18 protein-coding genes and 1 tRNA gene are annotated in these 16239 nt (G+C 48.3%); 10 read left to right on the plus strand and 9 right to left on the minus strand.

Annotation, left to right across the window (positions count from 1 at the left end):
- Positions 1–877 precede the first annotated feature (877 nt).
- Both WCV72_04250 and alr read right to left on the minus strand, forming a co-directional pair.
- Positions 878–953, minus strand: a tRNA-Ala gene (locus WCV72_04250).
- A 194-nt stretch (positions 954–1147) separates the two neighbouring features.
- Positions 1148–2287 (minus strand): alanine racemase, encoded by a 1140-nt coding sequence (alr, locus tag WCV72_04255; protein MFA6458566.1) that lies wholly within the window; start codon positions 2285–2287, stop codon positions 1148–1150.
- A 40-nt stretch (positions 2288–2327) separates the two neighbouring features.
- Between alr and WCV72_04260 the strand changes: the two genes are divergently transcribed.
- From WCV72_04260 to ilvC, 7 genes are all read left to right on the plus strand, one after another.
- The gene (locus WCV72_04260) at positions 2328–2714 is read left to right on the plus strand and encodes a hypothetical protein (protein ID MFA6458567.1); all 387 of its coding nucleotides are present in this window, start codon (positions 2328–2330) and stop codon (positions 2712–2714) included.
- Positions 2715–2815: 101 nt separating this feature from the next.
- Positions 2816–4732 (plus strand): molecular chaperone DnaK, encoded by a 1917-nt coding sequence (gene dnaK / locus WCV72_04265; GenBank protein MFA6458568.1) that lies wholly within the window; start codon positions 2816–2818, stop codon positions 4730–4732.
- Positions 4733–4941: 209 nt separating this feature from the next.
- Entirely contained in the window at positions 4942–5208 is a 267-nt protein-coding gene (locus WCV72_04270) for a hypothetical protein (GenBank protein MFA6458569.1), read from the plus strand.
- 307 nt (positions 5209–5515) lie between these two features.
- Entirely contained in the window at positions 5516–5770 is a 255-nt protein-coding gene (locus WCV72_04275; GenBank protein ID MFA6458570.1) for a DUF2164 domain-containing protein, read from the plus strand.
- A gap of 47 nt (positions 5771–5817) precedes the next feature.
- Positions 5818–6294 (plus strand): acetolactate synthase small subunit, encoded by a 477-nt coding sequence (ilvN, locus tag WCV72_04280; protein MFA6458571.1) that lies wholly within the window; start codon positions 5818–5820, stop codon positions 6292–6294.
- A gap of 43 nt (positions 6295–6337) precedes the next feature.
- Positions 6338–7501: a hypothetical protein gene (locus WCV72_04285; protein ID MFA6458572.1), complete on the plus strand. Its 1164-nt coding sequence runs from the start codon at positions 6338–6340 to the stop codon at positions 7499–7501.
- Positions 7502–7543: 42 nt separating this feature from the next.
- Entirely contained in the window at positions 7544–8530 is a 987-nt protein-coding gene (gene ilvC / locus WCV72_04290; GenBank protein ID MFA6458573.1) for a ketol-acid reductoisomerase, read from the plus strand.
- A gap of 45 nt (positions 8531–8575) precedes the next feature.
- Here ilvC and WCV72_04295 read toward each other — a convergent pair whose 3' ends face one another.
- The 3 genes from WCV72_04295 to WCV72_04305 form a co-directional block, all read right to left on the minus strand.
- Positions 8576–8962, minus strand: coding sequence for a vitamin K epoxide reductase family protein (locus tag WCV72_04295; GenBank protein ID MFA6458574.1), 387 nt, complete (start codon positions 8960–8962; stop codon positions 8576–8578).
- 220 nt (positions 8963–9182) lie between these two features.
- Positions 9183–10229, minus strand: coding sequence for a hypothetical protein (locus WCV72_04300; GenBank protein MFA6458575.1), 1047 nt, complete (start codon positions 10227–10229; stop codon positions 9183–9185).
- 16 nt (positions 10230–10245) lie between these two features.
- Positions 10246–10716, minus strand: coding sequence for a hypothetical protein (locus WCV72_04305; GenBank protein ID MFA6458576.1), 471 nt, complete (start codon positions 10714–10716; stop codon positions 10246–10248).
- 179 nt (positions 10717–10895) lie between these two features.
- Between WCV72_04305 and WCV72_04310 the strand changes: the two genes are divergently transcribed.
- Positions 10896–11099: a hypothetical protein gene (locus tag WCV72_04310; protein MFA6458577.1), complete on the plus strand. Its 204-nt coding sequence runs from the start codon at positions 10896–10898 to the stop codon at positions 11097–11099.
- A 97-nt stretch (positions 11100–11196) separates the two neighbouring features.
- On the opposite strand, the gene WCV72_04315 is transcribed toward WCV72_04310, so the two are convergent.
- The 3 genes from WCV72_04315 to WCV72_04325 form a co-directional block, all read right to left on the minus strand.
- On the minus strand, positions 11197–12384 hold the full coding sequence (locus tag WCV72_04315) for a DNA cytosine methyltransferase (protein ID MFA6458578.1): 1188 nt from the start codon (positions 12382–12384) through the stop codon (positions 11197–11199).
- 2 nt (positions 12385–12386) lie between these two features.
- Entirely contained in the window at positions 12387–13172 is a 786-nt protein-coding gene (locus WCV72_04320) for a restriction endonuclease (GenBank protein ID MFA6458579.1), read from the minus strand.
- A gap of 76 nt (positions 13173–13248) precedes the next feature.
- The gene (locus WCV72_04325; protein MFA6458580.1) at positions 13249–14208 is read right to left on the minus strand and encodes an NGG1p interacting factor NIF3; all 960 of its coding nucleotides are present in this window, start codon (positions 14206–14208) and stop codon (positions 13249–13251) included.
- A 93-nt stretch (positions 14209–14301) separates the two neighbouring features.
- On the opposite strand from WCV72_04325, the gene WCV72_04330 reads away from it, so the two are divergent.
- Positions 14302–15177, plus strand: a complete 876-nt coding sequence (locus WCV72_04330; protein MFA6458581.1) for a hypothetical protein — start codon at positions 14302–14304, stop codon at positions 15175–15177.
- Positions 15178–15287: 110 nt separating this feature from the next.
- Positions 15288–15563: a 30S ribosomal protein S20 gene (gene rpsT, locus WCV72_04335; GenBank protein MFA6458582.1), complete on the plus strand. Its 276-nt coding sequence runs from the start codon at positions 15288–15290 to the stop codon at positions 15561–15563.
- On the opposite strand, the gene WCV72_04340 is transcribed toward rpsT, so the two are convergent.
- Positions 15543–15974: a ribonuclease HI family protein gene (locus WCV72_04340; protein MFA6458583.1), complete on the minus strand. Its 432-nt coding sequence runs from the start codon at positions 15972–15974 to the stop codon at positions 15543–15545. The genes rpsT and WCV72_04340 overlap by 21 nt on opposite strands.
- Between the last annotated feature and the right edge of the window lie 265 nt (positions 15975–16239).

Here is a 16239-nt window from a genome sequence, read left to right on the forward strand (position 1 = left end):
TATTTTTGTTTTTGGCTCCAGTGCTGATTTCATTCAGCAATCCGAGGATTGAAGAATGAGTGATTGAGAGATTTTTGATTCGACGAGCGAATCTCAATTCAGACAATCTCAGTAAAGGAACGCTCATATTCTACCAAAATTTGAGAAAAATTGCAAACTTGTTTAATGGTTCGGAGGGTCAGTGGTCATTGGTTATGGGTTCGGAGGGTCAGTGGTTATGGGTCAGTGGTTATGGGTCATTGGTTATGGGTCATGGGTTCGGAGGGTCAGTGGGTAAAAACGCGAATCTCAAAACTAATTCGAGGCTTGAACCGCAAAATTTTCGAATTTTCAAGTCTCGTAATTTACGAAATAATTTTCAAATCCAAATTCTACGCACCATAATTTCCAGCGTTTTGATTTTTTGCTGTTGCTAGCTCACCACTTTCTTTTCTTCACCCCCACCTAGCCTCCCCCAAAAGGGGAGGAATTTAGTCGTTTAAATTCTGCTTCATATTCCATGTTCCACGCTATGTGCTTCATGTTTCTGAGTTTCAAGATTCGAATGCACAACAAATAATCCAGGAGAATCTTCTACAAACTACCAACTATAAACTACAAACTATTTTTGGCGAAGCCAGCCGTAGCTTGTAACAAAACTTTTAGGGAACAATAATCCGATTATTGCCCTCCTTCGCCGAGGCTTCGGCGGGCAGCCTTCGCAAGCGAAGGCTGGTGGAGCTGAGGGGGATCGAAGCTGGCTCGACAGTTATCTTGAATTCAAGCTTGTTCGCGGCGCGCGCCGGCGAGATCCTGATTTTTTTGAATTTGTGCTTTAGGGGATCTCACCACTCGGCCTCCAAAAAAATATTCCCCCGCTGCGCGGGATAAATATTTTTGGTGGAGCTGAGGGGGATCGAACCCCTGACCTCACGATTGCGAACCGTGCGCTCTACCAACTGAGCTACAGCCCCGGAATTTTTTGGAATGTGCGTCCGCCGTGGCGGACTACAGCCCCGGAATTTTTTGGAATGTGCGTCCGCCGTGGCGGACTACAGCCCCGGGATAGTTCGTAGTTATTAGTTTTTAGTTGTTAGTTATTAGTCCCGAAGGAACCGCTTCGGGGTTTTTAGTTTTTAGACCATTTTTAAAGCCGGCGAATTTTATTTCAATCAACGACTTTTCGCAAAATGTTTTCCCGAATCCGCGTCGTCACTTCGTAATTAATCGTCCCTCCCCACACGCCGATTTCTTCGGCGGTGATTTCTTCCTCGCCGAATTTGCCAAGCAAGACCACTTCGTCCTCGAGCTTGGCAGCAGGAATCGCCGAAACATCGACCATCATGATATTCATGCAAACACGGCCGAGAATTTTGGCACGCTGACCGGCAATCAGAACCGAGCCTTTTTCAGCGTAATCACGCGCGAAGCCGTCGAAATAGCCGATGGGCAAAATTGCAATTTTAGTTTCTTTTTCCGCGACGAAGGCGCGACCGTAGCCGACCGAATCCCCCGCCTGAATGGTTTTGAGCTGAGCAATCCGTGTCTTCCAAGTCAGTGCCGGTCGCAGAACAATTTTATTTTGGCGATTCTCTGCGAGCGAAATGAAAGTCTCCTCACTCGGCCACATGCCGTAATTCGCAATCCCCGTCCGACAAATCTGGAAATGCGTGGAATCCCAGAGCAAAGTCGCGGCGGAATTCGCAGCGTGGAATTTCAAATGTGGAAAACCTGCCGCCTCGATCAACTGGCGCAGCGCGAGAAATTCCGCGAGCTGCTGCCGCGCGAAATCATGGCTCGTCGTATCCTCGATGTCCGCGAAGTGCATCGCGACACCGACCAATTCGACTTTGGGCAGTGATTTAATTTTTTCAAGAAAGCGCGGAATGTCCTGCTTCTGCAGGCCTTGGCGATTCGTGCCGGTTTCCACTTTCAAATGAATCTGCGCCGGCAAATCAAGCTCAGCTAATTTTTCCAGCGTCTCGAAATTGAAAACGACAAACTCGGTGTCGAGCTCGACGGCATTTTTTAATTCAGCCAGCGGCGTATAACCCGCGATGTAAATCCGACCCGCATCCCCCGTGGCGCGAATTTTTTCCGCTTCGAAAATCGAATTCACCGCGAGATACTCCGCACCTGCCGCGCGAAAAATCCGAGAGCAGGCTCTCAGCCCGTGACCGTAAGCATTCGCCTTCACCATCGGCGCCAGCTCCACGCCCGAACCGACGAGCGCGCGAAAAATCTGGAAATTGTGCGTAAGCGCGGACTGCGAGATTTCAACCCAAATCAAAGGGTTATCACGATTCATCGCCTGAATTTTAGCACGCTCATCGATTTGACTTTTAATCATGAATGATTTAAATTGGCAATTCATGGATAACGAGCCTATCAAAACTCGCGAAACAAAAGAGGGCGGTTATTTTGCGCTCGGAGGTAAAACTCTAATCAAAAAATTTGGAAAGAATCATCTCCCCGAAAATACAGACGGATGCGCTGTATTTTTACAGGAGGAATTTCAAAGATGGATCAGAAAGCCAGCGGAAGAAAGTTGTTTGAAAATAATTCGGCAAGCCGTCAAACAATATAATCTAAAAACCACTGACGGCTTTAGTTTGATTTTTCAGCTTTTCGGAAAAATAATCGCTCAACAGGATAATCGAGACGAACTTAGAGCGATTTATGAATCTGCGGTCGAAAGTTATGTTCGGGAAAAAACCAGAGAAAGTCTGAAATAAAACTTGATTTTTTTACCAAAAAAAACTAAAATTCCAGGCGCGAATCGTTGCAGAATCTTCGGCGTTTCGTGAGTTTAACCCTTAATTTTAACCCTAAAAAAATGAGCTACATTATTGGCATTGACCTCGGAACGACGAATTCCTGCATGGCAGTGATGCAAGCCGGCAAGCCGGAAGTGCTGGAAAATTCCGAAGGCAATCGGACGACACCGTCAGTCATCGCGCTGAAAGACGGCAATCGTCTCGTCGGTACGCCGGCGAAAAACCAAGCGACCATCAATCCGGAGAATACGATTTTTTCCGCGAAACGATTCATCGGACGCCAATTCGACGAAGTCGCGAAAGAAATCAGTGAAATGCCTTTCAAGGTCGTGAAGGGCGCGAAGGGCGAATGCGAAATCGTAATGGGCGGCAAAAATCACCAACCGTCCGAAATCGCAGCGATGGTGTTGGCGAAAATGAAAGCGGACGCCGAAGCGAAACTCGGCGTGACCATCACCGAAGCGGTCATCACTGTCCCGGCTTATTTCAACGACTCACAACGCAGCGCGACGAAAGACGCGGGCAAAATCGCCGGACTCGATGTGAAGCGCATCATCAATGAACCGACGGCAGCCGCCATCGCCTACGGCTTGGACAAGAAACTGACCAAAGACCAGAAAATCGCGGTCTACGACTTGGGCGGCGGAACCTTCGATGTTTCGATTTTGGAAATCGCCGATGTCGATGGTCAGAAACAATTCGAAGTCATCTCGACGAATGGCGACACGCACCTCGGCGGCGACGATTTCGACCAAAAAATTATTGACTTCCTCGTCACGGAATTCAAGAAATCCGACGGCATCGATGTCCGCGAAGACAAGCTCGCGCTGCAACGCCTGAAAGAAGCGGCGGAAAAAGCGAAGAAGGAACTCTCGACCGCGACGGAGACGGAAATCAATTTGCCATTTTTGACTGCCGATGCGAATGGCCCGAAACATTTCAATGTGAAACTCTCGCGCGCGAAGCTCGAAGCGCTCGTCAGCGACCTCGTCGAACGCACGGCGGAACCTTGTAAAAAAGCGATTGCCGATGCGAAAGTCTCGCTGAGTGAAATCGACGCGGTGATCCTGGTCGGCGGACAGACGCGCATGCCGGCAGTCGTGGCGAAAGTGAAAGAACTCTTCGGCAAAGATCCGCTCAAAGATGTAAACCCGGACGAAGCGGTCGCCATCGGCGCAGCCGTCCAGGGCGGCATCCTCCGCGGCGATGTGAAAGATGTTTTACTGCTCGATGTCACTCCCCTCACTCTCGGAATTGAAACTTTGGGTGGTGTACGCACGCCCTTGATTGAAAGAAATTCAACAATTCCAACCAGCAAATCGCAGGTCTTTTCGACGGCAGCGGATAACCAGCCGAGTGTGGAGATTCATGTCCTCCAGGGCGAACGCGAAATGGCGAGCGACAACAAATCACTCGGCAGATTCATCCTCGATGGCATCCCGCCCGCCCCGCGCGGCGTCCCGCAAGTCGAAGTCACATTCGACATCGACGCGAGTGGCATCCTGGCTGTCTCGGCGCACGACAAAGGCACGGGCAAGAAACAGAAAATCACAATCCAAGGCTCGAGCGGCTTGACCGACGCGGAAATCGAAAAAATGCGCAAAGAAGCCGAGCTGCACGCGGAGGAAGACAAGAAGAAAAAAGAAGCCGCCTCGGTCGTGAATGACGCCGACGCGCTCGTCTATTCGACGGAAAAAACCCTGAAAGAACATGAGTCGAAAATCTCCGCCGACGATGCGAAAGGCATCAAGGAAAAACTCGAGACACTGAAATCCGCGCTCGGCGAAAAGGAAGTCGACCGCGAGAAAACCAAGGTCGCGATGGAAGAACTCTCGAAAGTCAGCCAAGCCGCGTTCGCGAAACTCTATGAGCAACAAGCCACCCAGTCAACCGACGATGTGAAAGTCAAAGACAACAATGAGCCGAAAAAAGATGGCGACGAGACGGTCGAGGGAGAGGTGGTGGATGAGAAATAATAACAAAGGAATTATTTTGACGGTAGAGACGCTGCAATAGCAGTAGAGACGCTGCAGTGCAGCGTCTCTACACGAACAATTTGTTTTCTGTTAATTTAGATGTGTGGTTCGAATTACAAATTCGAACCTGCGCGAATTCAGTCCCCTAATTGAGCTGATTTGACAAATTAAAAATTATTGATTAAAGTATTAACTAATAATCATTTGGAATGAAACTATCTGACACCCCTTCTGAAAATCCAGAGACACAGCGAATTAGAATTGAGAATTTACTCAGAGAAAATACCGAGATGGAAAAGAAACAGATTCTTGTGTTAGGTAGAAATGGTTCGCCGTATTATGTTAAAACATCTCAATTCATAATTAAAAAAGCAATATCTGAAGGTACAGTTAAAATGGTGGAACACGACGGATATGGAGCACTGCCGCAGGCTATCAATTTGCCTTGGGATGTCATCAGCCATAATAGGAGTTAAAAAAGAGACGGGCTGTATCGTCTCAATAATGCGACCGCGCTTTCGCAAGTTCAAGCTTACAACTTGAACCGTTTATTTTTTGTTGGCTGAAATGTGTGATTCGAATTACAAATTCGAACCTGCGCGAACAAAATCTCCCCCAGCCCCTCTTTGCGCAAGAGGGGGGCTTTTTTCTTTTTACGCAAAAGGAGTGAATCTGAAACTCCCCTTTGGTAAAGGGGGATGTCTCGCCACTAAGTGGCCCCTTCGGGGTCGCGGCGGGACAGGGGGATTTTTTGTACAGCTTTTTTGATAAAATCCCCTCACTATGAGTGAAATCAAGCGCAAATGGGATTTGCTGCCGAAAGAAAAACGCCAGTCCTGCATCGAGGCAATCATTGCGTTTTTCCGGGAAGAACGGGATGAGACACTCGGCATCATCGCCGCGGAAAGTTTTTTGGATTTCTTCTTACAGGACATCGGCGCGGAGATTTATGACCGCGGCGTCACGGATGCGAAAGAGCTACTGCGCAAACGCTGCGAGGATTTGGAATTGGATCTCGATATTTTGCTGCGAAAATAGTGTTCGGATTCCCCCTAGATTTTTGTTAAAATGAATCCCGTTTTATCATGCCGCCCAAAAATCGCACGCTCGTCGCACTCGTCGAAAATAAATCCGGTGTACTAAATCGCATCGCGAGTCTTTTTCGACGGCGCCAATTCAACATCGAAAGCCTCACCGTCGGGCACTCGGAGAAGAAAGGTCTGAGCCGCATGACCATCGTCGTGGAAAAAGGCACCGACATCGACCAGGTTTTTCGGCAGATGTACAAAATCATCGAGGTCGTGAAAATCAAAAAACTCGAAGAAGCCGAAGCCGTGATTCGGGATCTCGCGCTCGTGAAAATCGCCGTCGAGGCGGAGACTGCACCCGCGCTGACGAAAATTTTGCGGAAATTTCCGGTGCGCGTCGCACGCAAAAACGGCCACTTCTGGGTCATCGAAATCTGCGCCGAGCCTCAAAAAATAGACGAATTCATCGTCGCCGTGAAAAAATTCGGTGTGCTCGAAATCTCGCGCGCGGGCGCGACGGCACTTTTGAGTTGATGTGAAGTAGGCTAAAATCCCCTCGCTTTTTTAACTTTTTAAAATGAAAATGAAAAAAACCTACCTCGGAATCCTCGCAGTTTTAATAATCGGCGGCGGGTTCGCGGTGAAAATCTGGATTGACCGACCAAATGATCCGCAGCAATTCGTAAATGACGCGCTCGCCAACTCACTCGCCATCGAGTCGGGTAAGTCGCAAATGAATCTCCAAGTCACGGCGGATGCCGGTGAGATGGGCAACGCGCAAATCGCACTCGCAGGCAACGGAGTCATTGCGAACGCGACCGAATACATTCCCACGCTCGATTATCAAATGACGCTGGATTTCACGACGACCGTCGCCGGACAAATAATCTCAGGCAAAGCGAGTGGTGAGATCAAAATCGTCGACGAAGTGATTTACGGCGAACTCAGCGAATTCACGCTCGATGGTGCAGACGCGCTCGGACTCCCGATTGAGACGATTACACCTTACATTGGGAAATGGTACGGCGTTTCAGTCGCGAAATTGAAAACATCCGACCCGGAAATCGCCACTGTCTTCGAAGAACAAAAGGCGCAACAACTCGCCATGCGTGAAGCCCTGAAGGGTCTCCTCGCCGCGAACGACATTCTGCTTGTAAAAAAAATGCCCATCAGTCTCAGCGATGTCCAACCGGTCGAAGTCACGCTGAATACCGACCTCATCATGTCTGACGCTTTCCTTGCGGAAATTGGCGAATTATTCACGCCGGCTCTACCGGAAGGCACAGAGAATCCTCTGAATTTCGACGCCGCGCAAAAAGCCAAAATCAAGACAGTGCTGGATGAGCTCACGACCAAAATCAAATCAACCATCCTGCTCCAAGTCGGACGCGACGATGGCTTCCTCCGGGGCTACACCGCGACTTTGAATGTCAATCTCGCTGACCTCGAAATCCCGCAAGTGCCGACTGGCACCGTGAGTGTCGTGCTCACCGCGCAAAATTCCGAGCTCAACCAAGAGCAGACTGTCACCGCGCCGACTGATTTCGAAGAAGTCGACCCGCTGCAATTCGTCCCCGCTCCGACCGAGCCAGAAGTGGTCTTGGACGAGAATGGCATGCCGGTCGAAGCAGTGGTGTTGGACGAGAACGGTATGCCAATCGAACCAACTGATTCGCTCGACACCCTAGCAGACACAGAGACCGAAGAGAATGTCGATTTAGTGCCTGCAACAGTCGAATAATTTTTCCGGTGAAATCGAAATGCTTTTTTTAACTTTTTTGAAATGAAAATCTACCACGAAAAAGATGCGGATGCGCGCATTCTGAAGGGCAAAACCATCGCCGTCATCGGCTACGGTGCCCAAGGTCGCGCCCAAGCACGCATGCTCCACGACTCGAAAGTCGCAGTCGTCGTCGGCGTGCGAGCAGGTGGTCCCTCCGCCAAGCTCGCGAAACAGGACGGACTGAAAGTCGCCTCCATTGCCGACGCGGCGGCGCAAGCGGACATCATCCACATCTTGATTCCGGATGAAATTCAGAAAACGGTTTACGAGAAAGACATCCGACAATTCGTCACGGCGGGCAAGACTCTGAGCTTCAGCCACGGGTTCAACATTGTCTTCAAGAGAATCGTCCCCCCGAAGAATGTGAATGTCATCATGGTCGCGCCGAAATGTCCGGGTACAGAAGAGCGCAAATGCTACCTCGAAGGCTTCGGCGTCCCTGCGCTAATCTCGGTGCACCAGGACGCGACGAAAGACGCGAAAAAAATCGCGCTCGCCATGGCGAAAGAAATGTACTTCACCAAAGCCGGCGTGATTGAAGCGACTTTCGCGCAGGAAACTTACGAAGACCTTTTCGGCGAGCAGACTGTCCTCTGCGGCGGCGCGGCGGAATTAATTAAAGCCGGGTTCGAGACGCTGACCGAGGCGGGCTACCCACCGGAATTCGCCTACTTCGAGTGTCTGCACGAAATGAAGCTAATTGTGGACTTGATTTACGAAGGCGGTCTCGGACGCATGTATGATGTCGTGAGCAATACCGCGGAATTCGGCGGTCGCCTCGTCGGTCCGAAAATCATCGACGCTGGCACGAAGAAAAGAATGAAAGCCGCGCTGAAAGATGTCGAGAGCGGCAAGTTCGCGAAAGTCTGGATGAAAGAATACGCCGACGGCATGCCCAATATGAAGAAGTGGCGCGCCGCGGAAAAGAAGCATCCCATTGAAGTCACCGGCGCGAAGATTCGCAAGCTCTTCGAAAAGAAGAAATAAGCCACCGCGAAATCTCAAGCGAATAAAACCCTCCGCGTGAGGGTTTTATTTTGCCCAGGCGAAGACGAGCAGCAGGAGGTTCACCAGGTAAATGGCAGTGCAGACGACGCAAATTGTTTTGACCTTGAAATAAAGCTGGTATGCGAAATACAGGGAAAAAATCACGCCGAGCACAGCGAGCGGCGCGAGGTAGGCTTGGAGCGGCGGCAGCGTGGCGAGGAAAATTGCTGCGTAGAAACCAATGCCGTAAACGCCATTTGGGATGCCGAAGATTTTGCCCTCTGCGCTGCGAATGCTCTTCATGCAAGACATCCGGTCACTCAGGTCGCAGACGGCTTTGTACTTGGCGTCGCGTTTCAATTTCCAATGCAAATACAAAGTGTAAAGCGAGAGCGCCAAACCCAGTCCGGCGAGAATTTGGATGGGAAGCATGAGGAAATGTAGCGTGACTAAATTTTAGCGCAAAACCCGTAGGGAACGCAGATCTGCGTTCCCTACCGCGCGGCAAATAAAAACTCCGGTCTGCAAGCAAGCCGGAGTTAAGGTTTTAGGTTTCGCCCGAGCACTTCCGAAATCGGCTTGCTCGGACAGAGAAAATTTTTGAGAGCCGCAAAACCAAGATGTCGAGTCTTGTTTTGCGACATGCCCACTATCAATCCAGAATAATGCGTTCGTCTTGCCAGCTGATTGCATACTCGGTTTTGAGCCCCTCCTCACCGTCAGCCGTGACGGCCGAAATAGATATTCGAGGATAGCCCGAATATACAAGCTTGACCGAAGTTTCGGTCGTCTGAGCAGCCAAAAGCCAAATACCAGAATCAATATAGATATTGTAACTGGCCGCTCCCGGGACAGCAGCCCAGCTGAGATTAATTTCATCCGGGATACCTCCAAGGACTGCAGATTCCCACATAATCCACAAAGAATCGATGGATGAAACAGGTGCATAACAGACAGCAATCTGCCTCTTGATATCCTTGATGATTTTCGGTCCCGATCTATCGCCTTGGAAATAGGAGAGCAGAAAATCGTGATTTAGACGCTCATACGACTTCGTATTCTCCATATTTCCTGGCAACGCCCCGAAGGCTCTCCTAACACTGTTGATAACATGGTCATCATAGAGTGTGGTGTAGGGACCACAGCCAGCCACATAGTCTGCGGGATTTGCCACACTGACGACTTTCAGATTGTCAGGATCATTAATTAAAAAATGAGCCTCATTGGCATAGAAATTACCTTGGGAGTGGGCGACCAATAGCACCTTATTCCCAGCGTCTATTTCCGCACGGTATTTAGTAACATGCTCCCAGAGATCTTTATCTGAAACCCAAGCTTGAAGCGACGCACTGGTAAAAAGTGTTTCCGCTGCAGCCCAAAACCAATCTGGAGCTTCCACGACACCACTAATCCAGTCAAAAAATTCTGGCCAGACCTCTATGCTTTTTTGCTCTGCAACCTCGACCAGAGAAAGTGCGCCTTCGTTTTGGTTATAGGCGACTTTATAATTGATAACTTGACCATTGAAGGTCGTACCAACCGCTTTTTGGATTGCTGCTCTTGCATCATCAGCTTTCTCTTCGGTAGGAACAAACATTCCATTGCAGTAAAACACTACAACATCAGCAAACGCCGAAGATGTCCGAATCGCTCCAAACACCAAAAGAAAAAGCACTAACCAGATAGTTTGTTTTTTCATGACCTTTCTCCCAAATTTATTTGTTTAAGCCAAAGTCGCAAACTGCGCAATCGTCATTAGGAGAATCAAAGAATTCTCCCGAGAGCTTGAGGTCGTTTTCGAAATACCTCTTAACTCTCGCATGGGTGTTGAGTTGCGTCTTACGAAATTCATCCTTAACAGCAATTGCATCGCCTAAGCTGTCTCGGACACACCGCACACAAGCACTGGCATTAGTGCGAATCCTCGCTTGGGCAATTGCCTCCTCTTTAGTTTCGGCAAGCAAGAAATTTTGCTGAGCAACGGCATATTGCACCAAGACTTTTCTGGTGTTTTCATTCTCTTGCCCTGGATATGTGGTCTCGATGTAACTATCGAGATAATCCCAGACACCGTTGTTGTCGGCATCTTCTCCCGCGATAACATTGTCGTCATCGTCACCACCGCCACACCCAGCAACAAGCAGTGTTATGAAAACAAGTCCGATAATTTTTCTGATTTTTTTCATAGTTCCTCCTAAGTAAGTTTGAGTTTGGGTTTTTAATTTTACCTCAGTTTTTTGCCGATTGAATTTTTTACCAACCTCCTTTCTTTTTGTTGTTTAAATTGTTAATCGAAATGTCAAAGGGCGGCATTCACGCCCCCCCCCAAAAAAAAAATGAAATACTATTTTCGTTTGGAGAAGTAGTGCACTTTAGCAAAAATTTCCTAAAAAGTCTATTTCAAGCGGAAAGACTTTGTCCTGTCGACTCAGTCGCAGTCATTCAGACGACGAAGTCCGGACGCGACATTTACGCGCGCGGTATTGGCGAGGTGGTTTTCGGCGGCAAGAATATTTCGGACGAGTTGCTGAAGCTGAAAGTGGTGAAAGTGTTTGTGGAGAGTAGGTAGTGAAAAATGAAGTTAATTGTAGGGAACGAAAATCCCAGCGGGACCACTTCGTGGTGTTCGTTCCTGACTCTGGCACCTGCGCCATTTCACACTGCAGTCATGCAAGTACTTGGACAGACGACGATTTTGAGCGTGAGCGAAAAATGCCTGAATTTAATTCAAAAACTAACTGTTCTTGAAAATGATCTTTAATCGCATCTTTCAGGGCAATCGAGAGAAAAGTTGGCACAGCATTGCCAATTTGTAAATTCCTGGAACTACGAGATCCATAAAAAATATAATCATCTGGAAAACACTGCAGCCTCGCGCCTTCCCGCGTCGTGAGCGGGCGAGGAGCCTTCGGATGAATACAGCGCGAAGATGACGGTGTACTCAAATTCCGAGTAATTGTCGGACTCGGTCGGTTCCACCAAAGTCGGCAATAAGTATTTTTGAATCCACTAGTCGGTCGCATTTCTTGCGGTAAGTCTGCAGGCGTCCCTCCGTCAGGCAAGCATTGCATGATTTTTACTAGCTTGGCATTATTCTTCGGCGCGTTGTGATCCATTAATATCTTGGGGGAATTTTTCCGCATCGACTTTTGAAATTCATTTTGAGGTGAGCTTGAATATTCGAAACTTTCTGCTCCACTGCTAATAAAAGGTAAATCATTAATCGCCTCTGCTATTGTCAAATAAGGCTTTAAATTGCGATTAAAAAGACTAACCTCAAAATTAGAATTACAATGAGTCGGCTCAGGATAATTAAATTTTCGATTTAGTTTCGTCCCAAAAATAATAACCCTTTCGCGAATTTGCGGGACGCCAAAATCAGCCGAATTCAAAACTTTATATTCAACTCGATAACCCAACGACTCAAACAAATCCAAAATAGTTTTAAATAGTTCTCCTCCTTGCATCGAAAGCAAACCTTTTACATTCTCAAATAAGAACGCCTTCGGCTGGATTTCCTTCAAAACTCGGTGGTACTCCTGAAATAATTTGCCGCGCGGATCATCAATCAGTCTTTTGCCAACAGTCGAATACGCCTGGCAGGGCGGACCACCGACGACCAAATCAATCTCACCTTTTTTTAAATTAAAATCCTTTTGCAAGTCTTTTAGGCCGAAATTTTTAATATCCTTACAATACATTTTGACTCCAGGATGATTCAGCTCGTAGGCTCGCGCCATATCCGGCAAAATCTCGTTCGCTGCGATAATTTGATAGTCATCGTCTCGGGCAAAACCAAAACTTAGCCCACCAACCCCAGAGAATAAATCGACAACTTTGATTTTTTTTGCCATGTTCAGTCGAAATTTAAATCTGTAAATTTCGGTGGTTTTTCCGTCAACTTCCACACAAAATAATTTTGATCGATATTTAAAACTGTTTGCCCTTCCATTTGTTGTCTTGTGATCCAATTGGTATTATCGTCTTCGACTCCGTCCAGCTTAACAAAAGCAACTTGTCCGTTGAATAAATCAAAATGAATAGCGATGGACGAAATCCCTTTTTCTGCGAAAATTCTTTTCGCTTCTAAGACTTTGTGTTGCTTGATGTCGTTTATGCCCTGAAAACCAGACTGGATTTCCAATCTGATTTTTCCAATATTTTTTAGACTAATTTCTAAATCTGCTTTTGGCGTTCTTTTGAAGGTTTCGATCTTGGCTAAATCGTCATCCCCAATCGAATAAATATCTTCAATCCTGACGCCGAAAATAACTGACAGTGCACCCAAGAAATAATTCGAGATAACAAAACCGCGCACCCAAGAAAAATAAACCTCCTCAGGTCGCCTGCCCTGATTATTGAGACGCGGAATAATGTTATTATTTTTCAATTTCTGAAAAACAACACCTATATTTTCTTTACAAAAAGATGCTACATTTTCGATTTTGAGCGACTGGTCGACAATCTCGTTAAGTTTATTTACTATTTCAAATAGTCGCTTATTGAGAAAATTAATGTAATTGAAATCGACGACCGGTGTGATGTCTTTTGCGGCGAAAAAGTCTTTTGCGGCACCCTGATTTGTAAATCCAAGCTCTTGCCTATATTTTTTAAAATATTCGACTGTGATTATCTTCGTCATGTTTCCATTTTACAGAACTTTTTATCAAAATTTTTTCTCACCGTAATTCTGTATTTTCCACCACTAGCCAAAACCCTTATCTTCGCGAGAAGCGCGTGAATCCACCAAGCGCGACGATTTCTTTCACGCCGGCTTTTTGGATTTCATCCAGCAATAGATTCATGCCGAGCGAATCACTCGCGATGTGTCCGGCGATCAAGACATTGATGTGGTGTTTTTCCGCTTCTTTCTGTGCGTCCGGACGCATGTGCATCGCGATTTCCGTGCCGATGCCCGCGTGCTTCAGTGATTCGTAGACTTCAGCCGAGCCACTCGTCCCACCCGTGAAGCCCGAGACGGCGATTTTGCCGGCTTTGGAGCTTTTGCTGCCGACGAAAGCGAGCGGCGGTACGCCGCGGCGGGCAGACTCAGCGAATTCCGGCTCCTCCAGCAGGACATCGATGATCTCACCGAGCGTACGCGGTTTTTTCTTCGCCATTAATTTCTCGACGAAGCGGTAGGCGAGATTGTCCGCGACGGTGTGTGTGCAGGCGTAAGGAATTTTGAGCGCGCGCGCGATGTCGATATTTTTTTGGTGATTGACCGGATGAATGCTGCGCAGAACGCGCGCCGTTTCTTTGTCCATTAATTTTTCGATGACATTGACCGGCACACCCGCCTCGGCATAGAGATCCTCTTGCAGGCGCATCACGCTGTCGAGCTTCGCGAGCGCGATTCCCTCCGGATGATGCGAGAGTGCGAGGTCGATCTTGGCGCCGGATTTGTTTAATTCGTGGACGAGCAAAATTTCCACCGCTTCGAAGTCGATTCCCACGGCAATTTTTTTGATCTCAGTCTTCGGATCGCCATGGAGAATGCGCGTGTCCGCGTAGGGATTTTTGAGGCGTTCGGTGTCGAAAAATTCGCGCTCTTTTTTGTCGAGCTTATCGTAGACTTTTTTCTCTTCCGCGAGCTGGCGGTCGATTTCGGACTGCGGGCGCGGGTCGGCGGAGCGACCGGTGGCGATGGCAGTCTCGTAAAATTTTTGAAGTTGCATGGCGGAAATTTTAACACGAAATTTTTCACGCGAAAGCGCAACTTTTTATTTTTCCACTTTTTCGATAGACTTTCCCCGTTTTAATTTTGTTAAATGGACTTCATCGATTTCGCCAATTTTTTGAGAAGACAGTGGCTCATCGTCCTCGCCATCACGCTCGCGACGACACTCGCCGCCGCGACGGTTTATTTTTTACAACAGCCCACCCAGAAATTGACGCTGCTTTTTTCGGTGGGCGTGCAGGCAGAAAGTGAGCTCGAGAAAAGTTTCGACGCAACGAAATTAGCCGATGATTTTTCTGACACGATTACGGGTTGGCTGCGCTCCCCCACTTTCGCGGAACGCGTCAGCGGCATCGCGGGCACGCCGGTCGCGATCAGCGGGGCGGCACAAGCGACGCAAAATTTCCTGATTGAAGCGAGCTTCCCGGCGAATGGTGGCGAGCTCGTGTCCGCCGCGACGAAGCAAGTCCTCGCCGAGGAGCTCGCGAAATACGATGCTGCTTCGAAGTTCAAATTTTTCACGACTCTACACGGCGAGACGCTGAATGTTCAGAGTATCAATTTGCCGAAAACACTTGCTTCAGCGGCGTTTGGTGGAATCCTGCTCGCCGTCGTTTGGCTCGTCCTGGCAGCGAATTTCGGCGGTCGCGTGAATTCGGTGCGCGAAGCCGAGCGGATTTTGCGAGAGCGCGCAGCCGTAATTTTCCACAATCCGAAAAAGGACGAAATTAATTTCTTGAGAAAACTGGCGAAAAAATCCGCCAACGCCGTACTCGTCGGCGCGGATTTCGACGCGCAGAAATTGGGACTCGAGCTGAAGACTTTCGAGCTGCCGCACGACGCGGAAAAGCTGAGTAAAAGTGAACTGAAAATCATCGTCGTGCGCCTCGACCAGACGCGCGTGAATACGCTGCGCATGATTCGCGCGCTCAGCGACGAAAAAATCGCCCTCGCCATTTGGGCTTGAAAGCCGGTAATTTTAGGACTAAACTCTCGCAACTTAAAACTTATTTCTTACCAACTTAATCCTTAGTTCTTACTCCTTACTAACTTAATCCTTAGTTCTTAATCCTTACTATGCCTCTCATCAAATCCGCCATCAAAGCGATGCGCAAAGACCGCAAAAAAACGGCGCGCAATCGCCTGCAAAAAGACAAAATGCACGACTCCATCAAAGCCGTCGAGAAGCTCTCGAAAGCGAAAGACAGTGCTGAGAAATTGGTTGCAGCTGTGAAAGCAGCCTACAAAACTATCGACAAAGCGGCGAAGAAAAATTTGCTCCACAAAAAAACCGCTGCCCGCCGCAAATCGAAAGTCGCGAAATTGGCAAAATCAGCCGCGAAAAAAAGCTGACTTCTTGAAGCCGCGCGCATCGAGTGTTTGATTGACGAGGCGATCCGCTTCGCAGTTTTTCTCGCGCGCGATGTGCGCGATTTTCCATTTGGGAATCTGCGCCAAACCCGTGTGCGCTTTTTCCGCCAGCTTTTTGAGATTCAGATCTTTGATTTTCCAGCGACCGGAAATTTGCTCGACGGCTAATTTCGAGTCGAGGAAGATTGCAAGCTCGGTCGGCTGAAATTCGAGTGCTTTGCGAATACCGAGAATCACGGCGGCGTACTCCGCCTGATTATTGGTCGCGTCACCGAGGAATTGCGCGACACTGGCAAGCGTCTCGCCCGCGGAATTTTGGATGACTGCGCCCGCCGCCGCCGGACCGGGATTACCGCGCGCGCCCCCGTCGCAAAAAAGTGTGAGCTTGGTCATGAGCATGGAACATGAAACTTGGAGCATGGAACATGGAGCATGGAGCATGGAACTTGGAACTTGGAACTTGGAACAAGATAGCATAACCCGAACCTCGAAACTAATTCGAGGCTTGAGCAGCGCAAAATTTTCAAATTTTCAATTTTAAATATTAAATGACCTTCACCCTCCGAACCCAGTGACCAATCACCATCCGAACCAATAATCGATTAATTTCAAATTTTCAATTTTAAATATTAAATGACCTTCACCCTCCGAACCTAAT

This window comes from Patescibacteria group bacterium, from assembly GCA_041665585.1.
Lineage (GTDB): Bacteria > Patescibacteriota > Gracilibacteria > JAHISY01 > JAHISY01 > JAHISY01.

Bases quoted from the DNA above. Each gene is read 5' to 3' on its own strand.
- ilvN (MFA6458571.1), top strand. From the start codon at position 5,818: ATGCCGCCCAAAAATCGCACGCTCGTCGCACTCGTCGAAAATAAATCC.
- WCV72_04305 (MFA6458576.1), bottom strand. From the start codon at position 10,716: ATGAAAAAAATCAGAAAAATTATCGGACTTGTTTTCATAACACTGCTT.
- WCV72_04275 (MFA6458570.1), top strand. From the start codon at position 5,516: ATGAGTGAAATCAAGCGCAAATGGGATTTGCTGCCGAAAGAAAAACGC.
- rpsT (MFA6458582.1), top strand. From the start codon at position 15,288: ATGCCTCTCATCAAATCCGCCATCAAAGCGATGCGCAAAGACCGCAAA.
- alr (MFA6458566.1), bottom strand. From the start codon at position 2,287: ATGAATCGTGATAACCCTTTGATTTGGGTTGAAATCTCGCAGTCCGCG.
- WCV72_04300 (MFA6458575.1), bottom strand. From the start codon at position 10,229: ATGAAAAAACAAACTATCTGGTTAGTGCTTTTTCTTTTGGTGTTTGGA.
- dnaK (MFA6458568.1), top strand. From the start codon at position 2,816: ATGAGCTACATTATTGGCATTGACCTCGGAACGACGAATTCCTGCATG.
- WCV72_04285 (MFA6458572.1), top strand. From the start codon at position 6,338: ATGAAAATGAAAAAAACCTACCTCGGAATCCTCGCAGTTTTAATAATC.
- WCV72_04320 (MFA6458579.1), bottom strand. From the start codon at position 13,172: ATGACGAAGATAATCACAGTCGAATATTTTAAAAAATATAGGCAAGAG.
- WCV72_04325 (MFA6458580.1), bottom strand. From the start codon at position 14,208: ATGCAACTTCAAAAATTTTACGAGACTGCCATCGCCACCGGTCGCTCC.
- WCV72_04330 (MFA6458581.1), top strand. From the start codon at position 14,302: ATGGACTTCATCGATTTCGCCAATTTTTTGAGAAGACAGTGGCTCATC.
- WCV72_04260 (MFA6458567.1), top strand. From the start codon at position 2,328: ATGAATGATTTAAATTGGCAATTCATGGATAACGAGCCTATCAAAACT.
- ilvC (MFA6458573.1), top strand. From the start codon at position 7,544: ATGAAAATCTACCACGAAAAAGATGCGGATGCGCGCATTCTGAAGGGC.
- WCV72_04270 (MFA6458569.1), top strand. From the start codon at position 4,942: ATGAAACTATCTGACACCCCTTCTGAAAATCCAGAGACACAGCGAATT.
- WCV72_04295 (MFA6458574.1), bottom strand. From the start codon at position 8,962: ATGCTTCCCATCCAAATTCTCGCCGGACTGGGTTTGGCGCTCTCGCTT.
- WCV72_04315 (MFA6458578.1), bottom strand. From the start codon at position 12,384: ATGGCAAAAAAAATCAAAGTTGTCGATTTATTCTCTGGGGTTGGTGGG.
- WCV72_04340 (MFA6458583.1), bottom strand. From the start codon at position 15,974: ATGACCAAGCTCACACTTTTTTGCGACGGGGGCGCGCGCGGTAATCCC.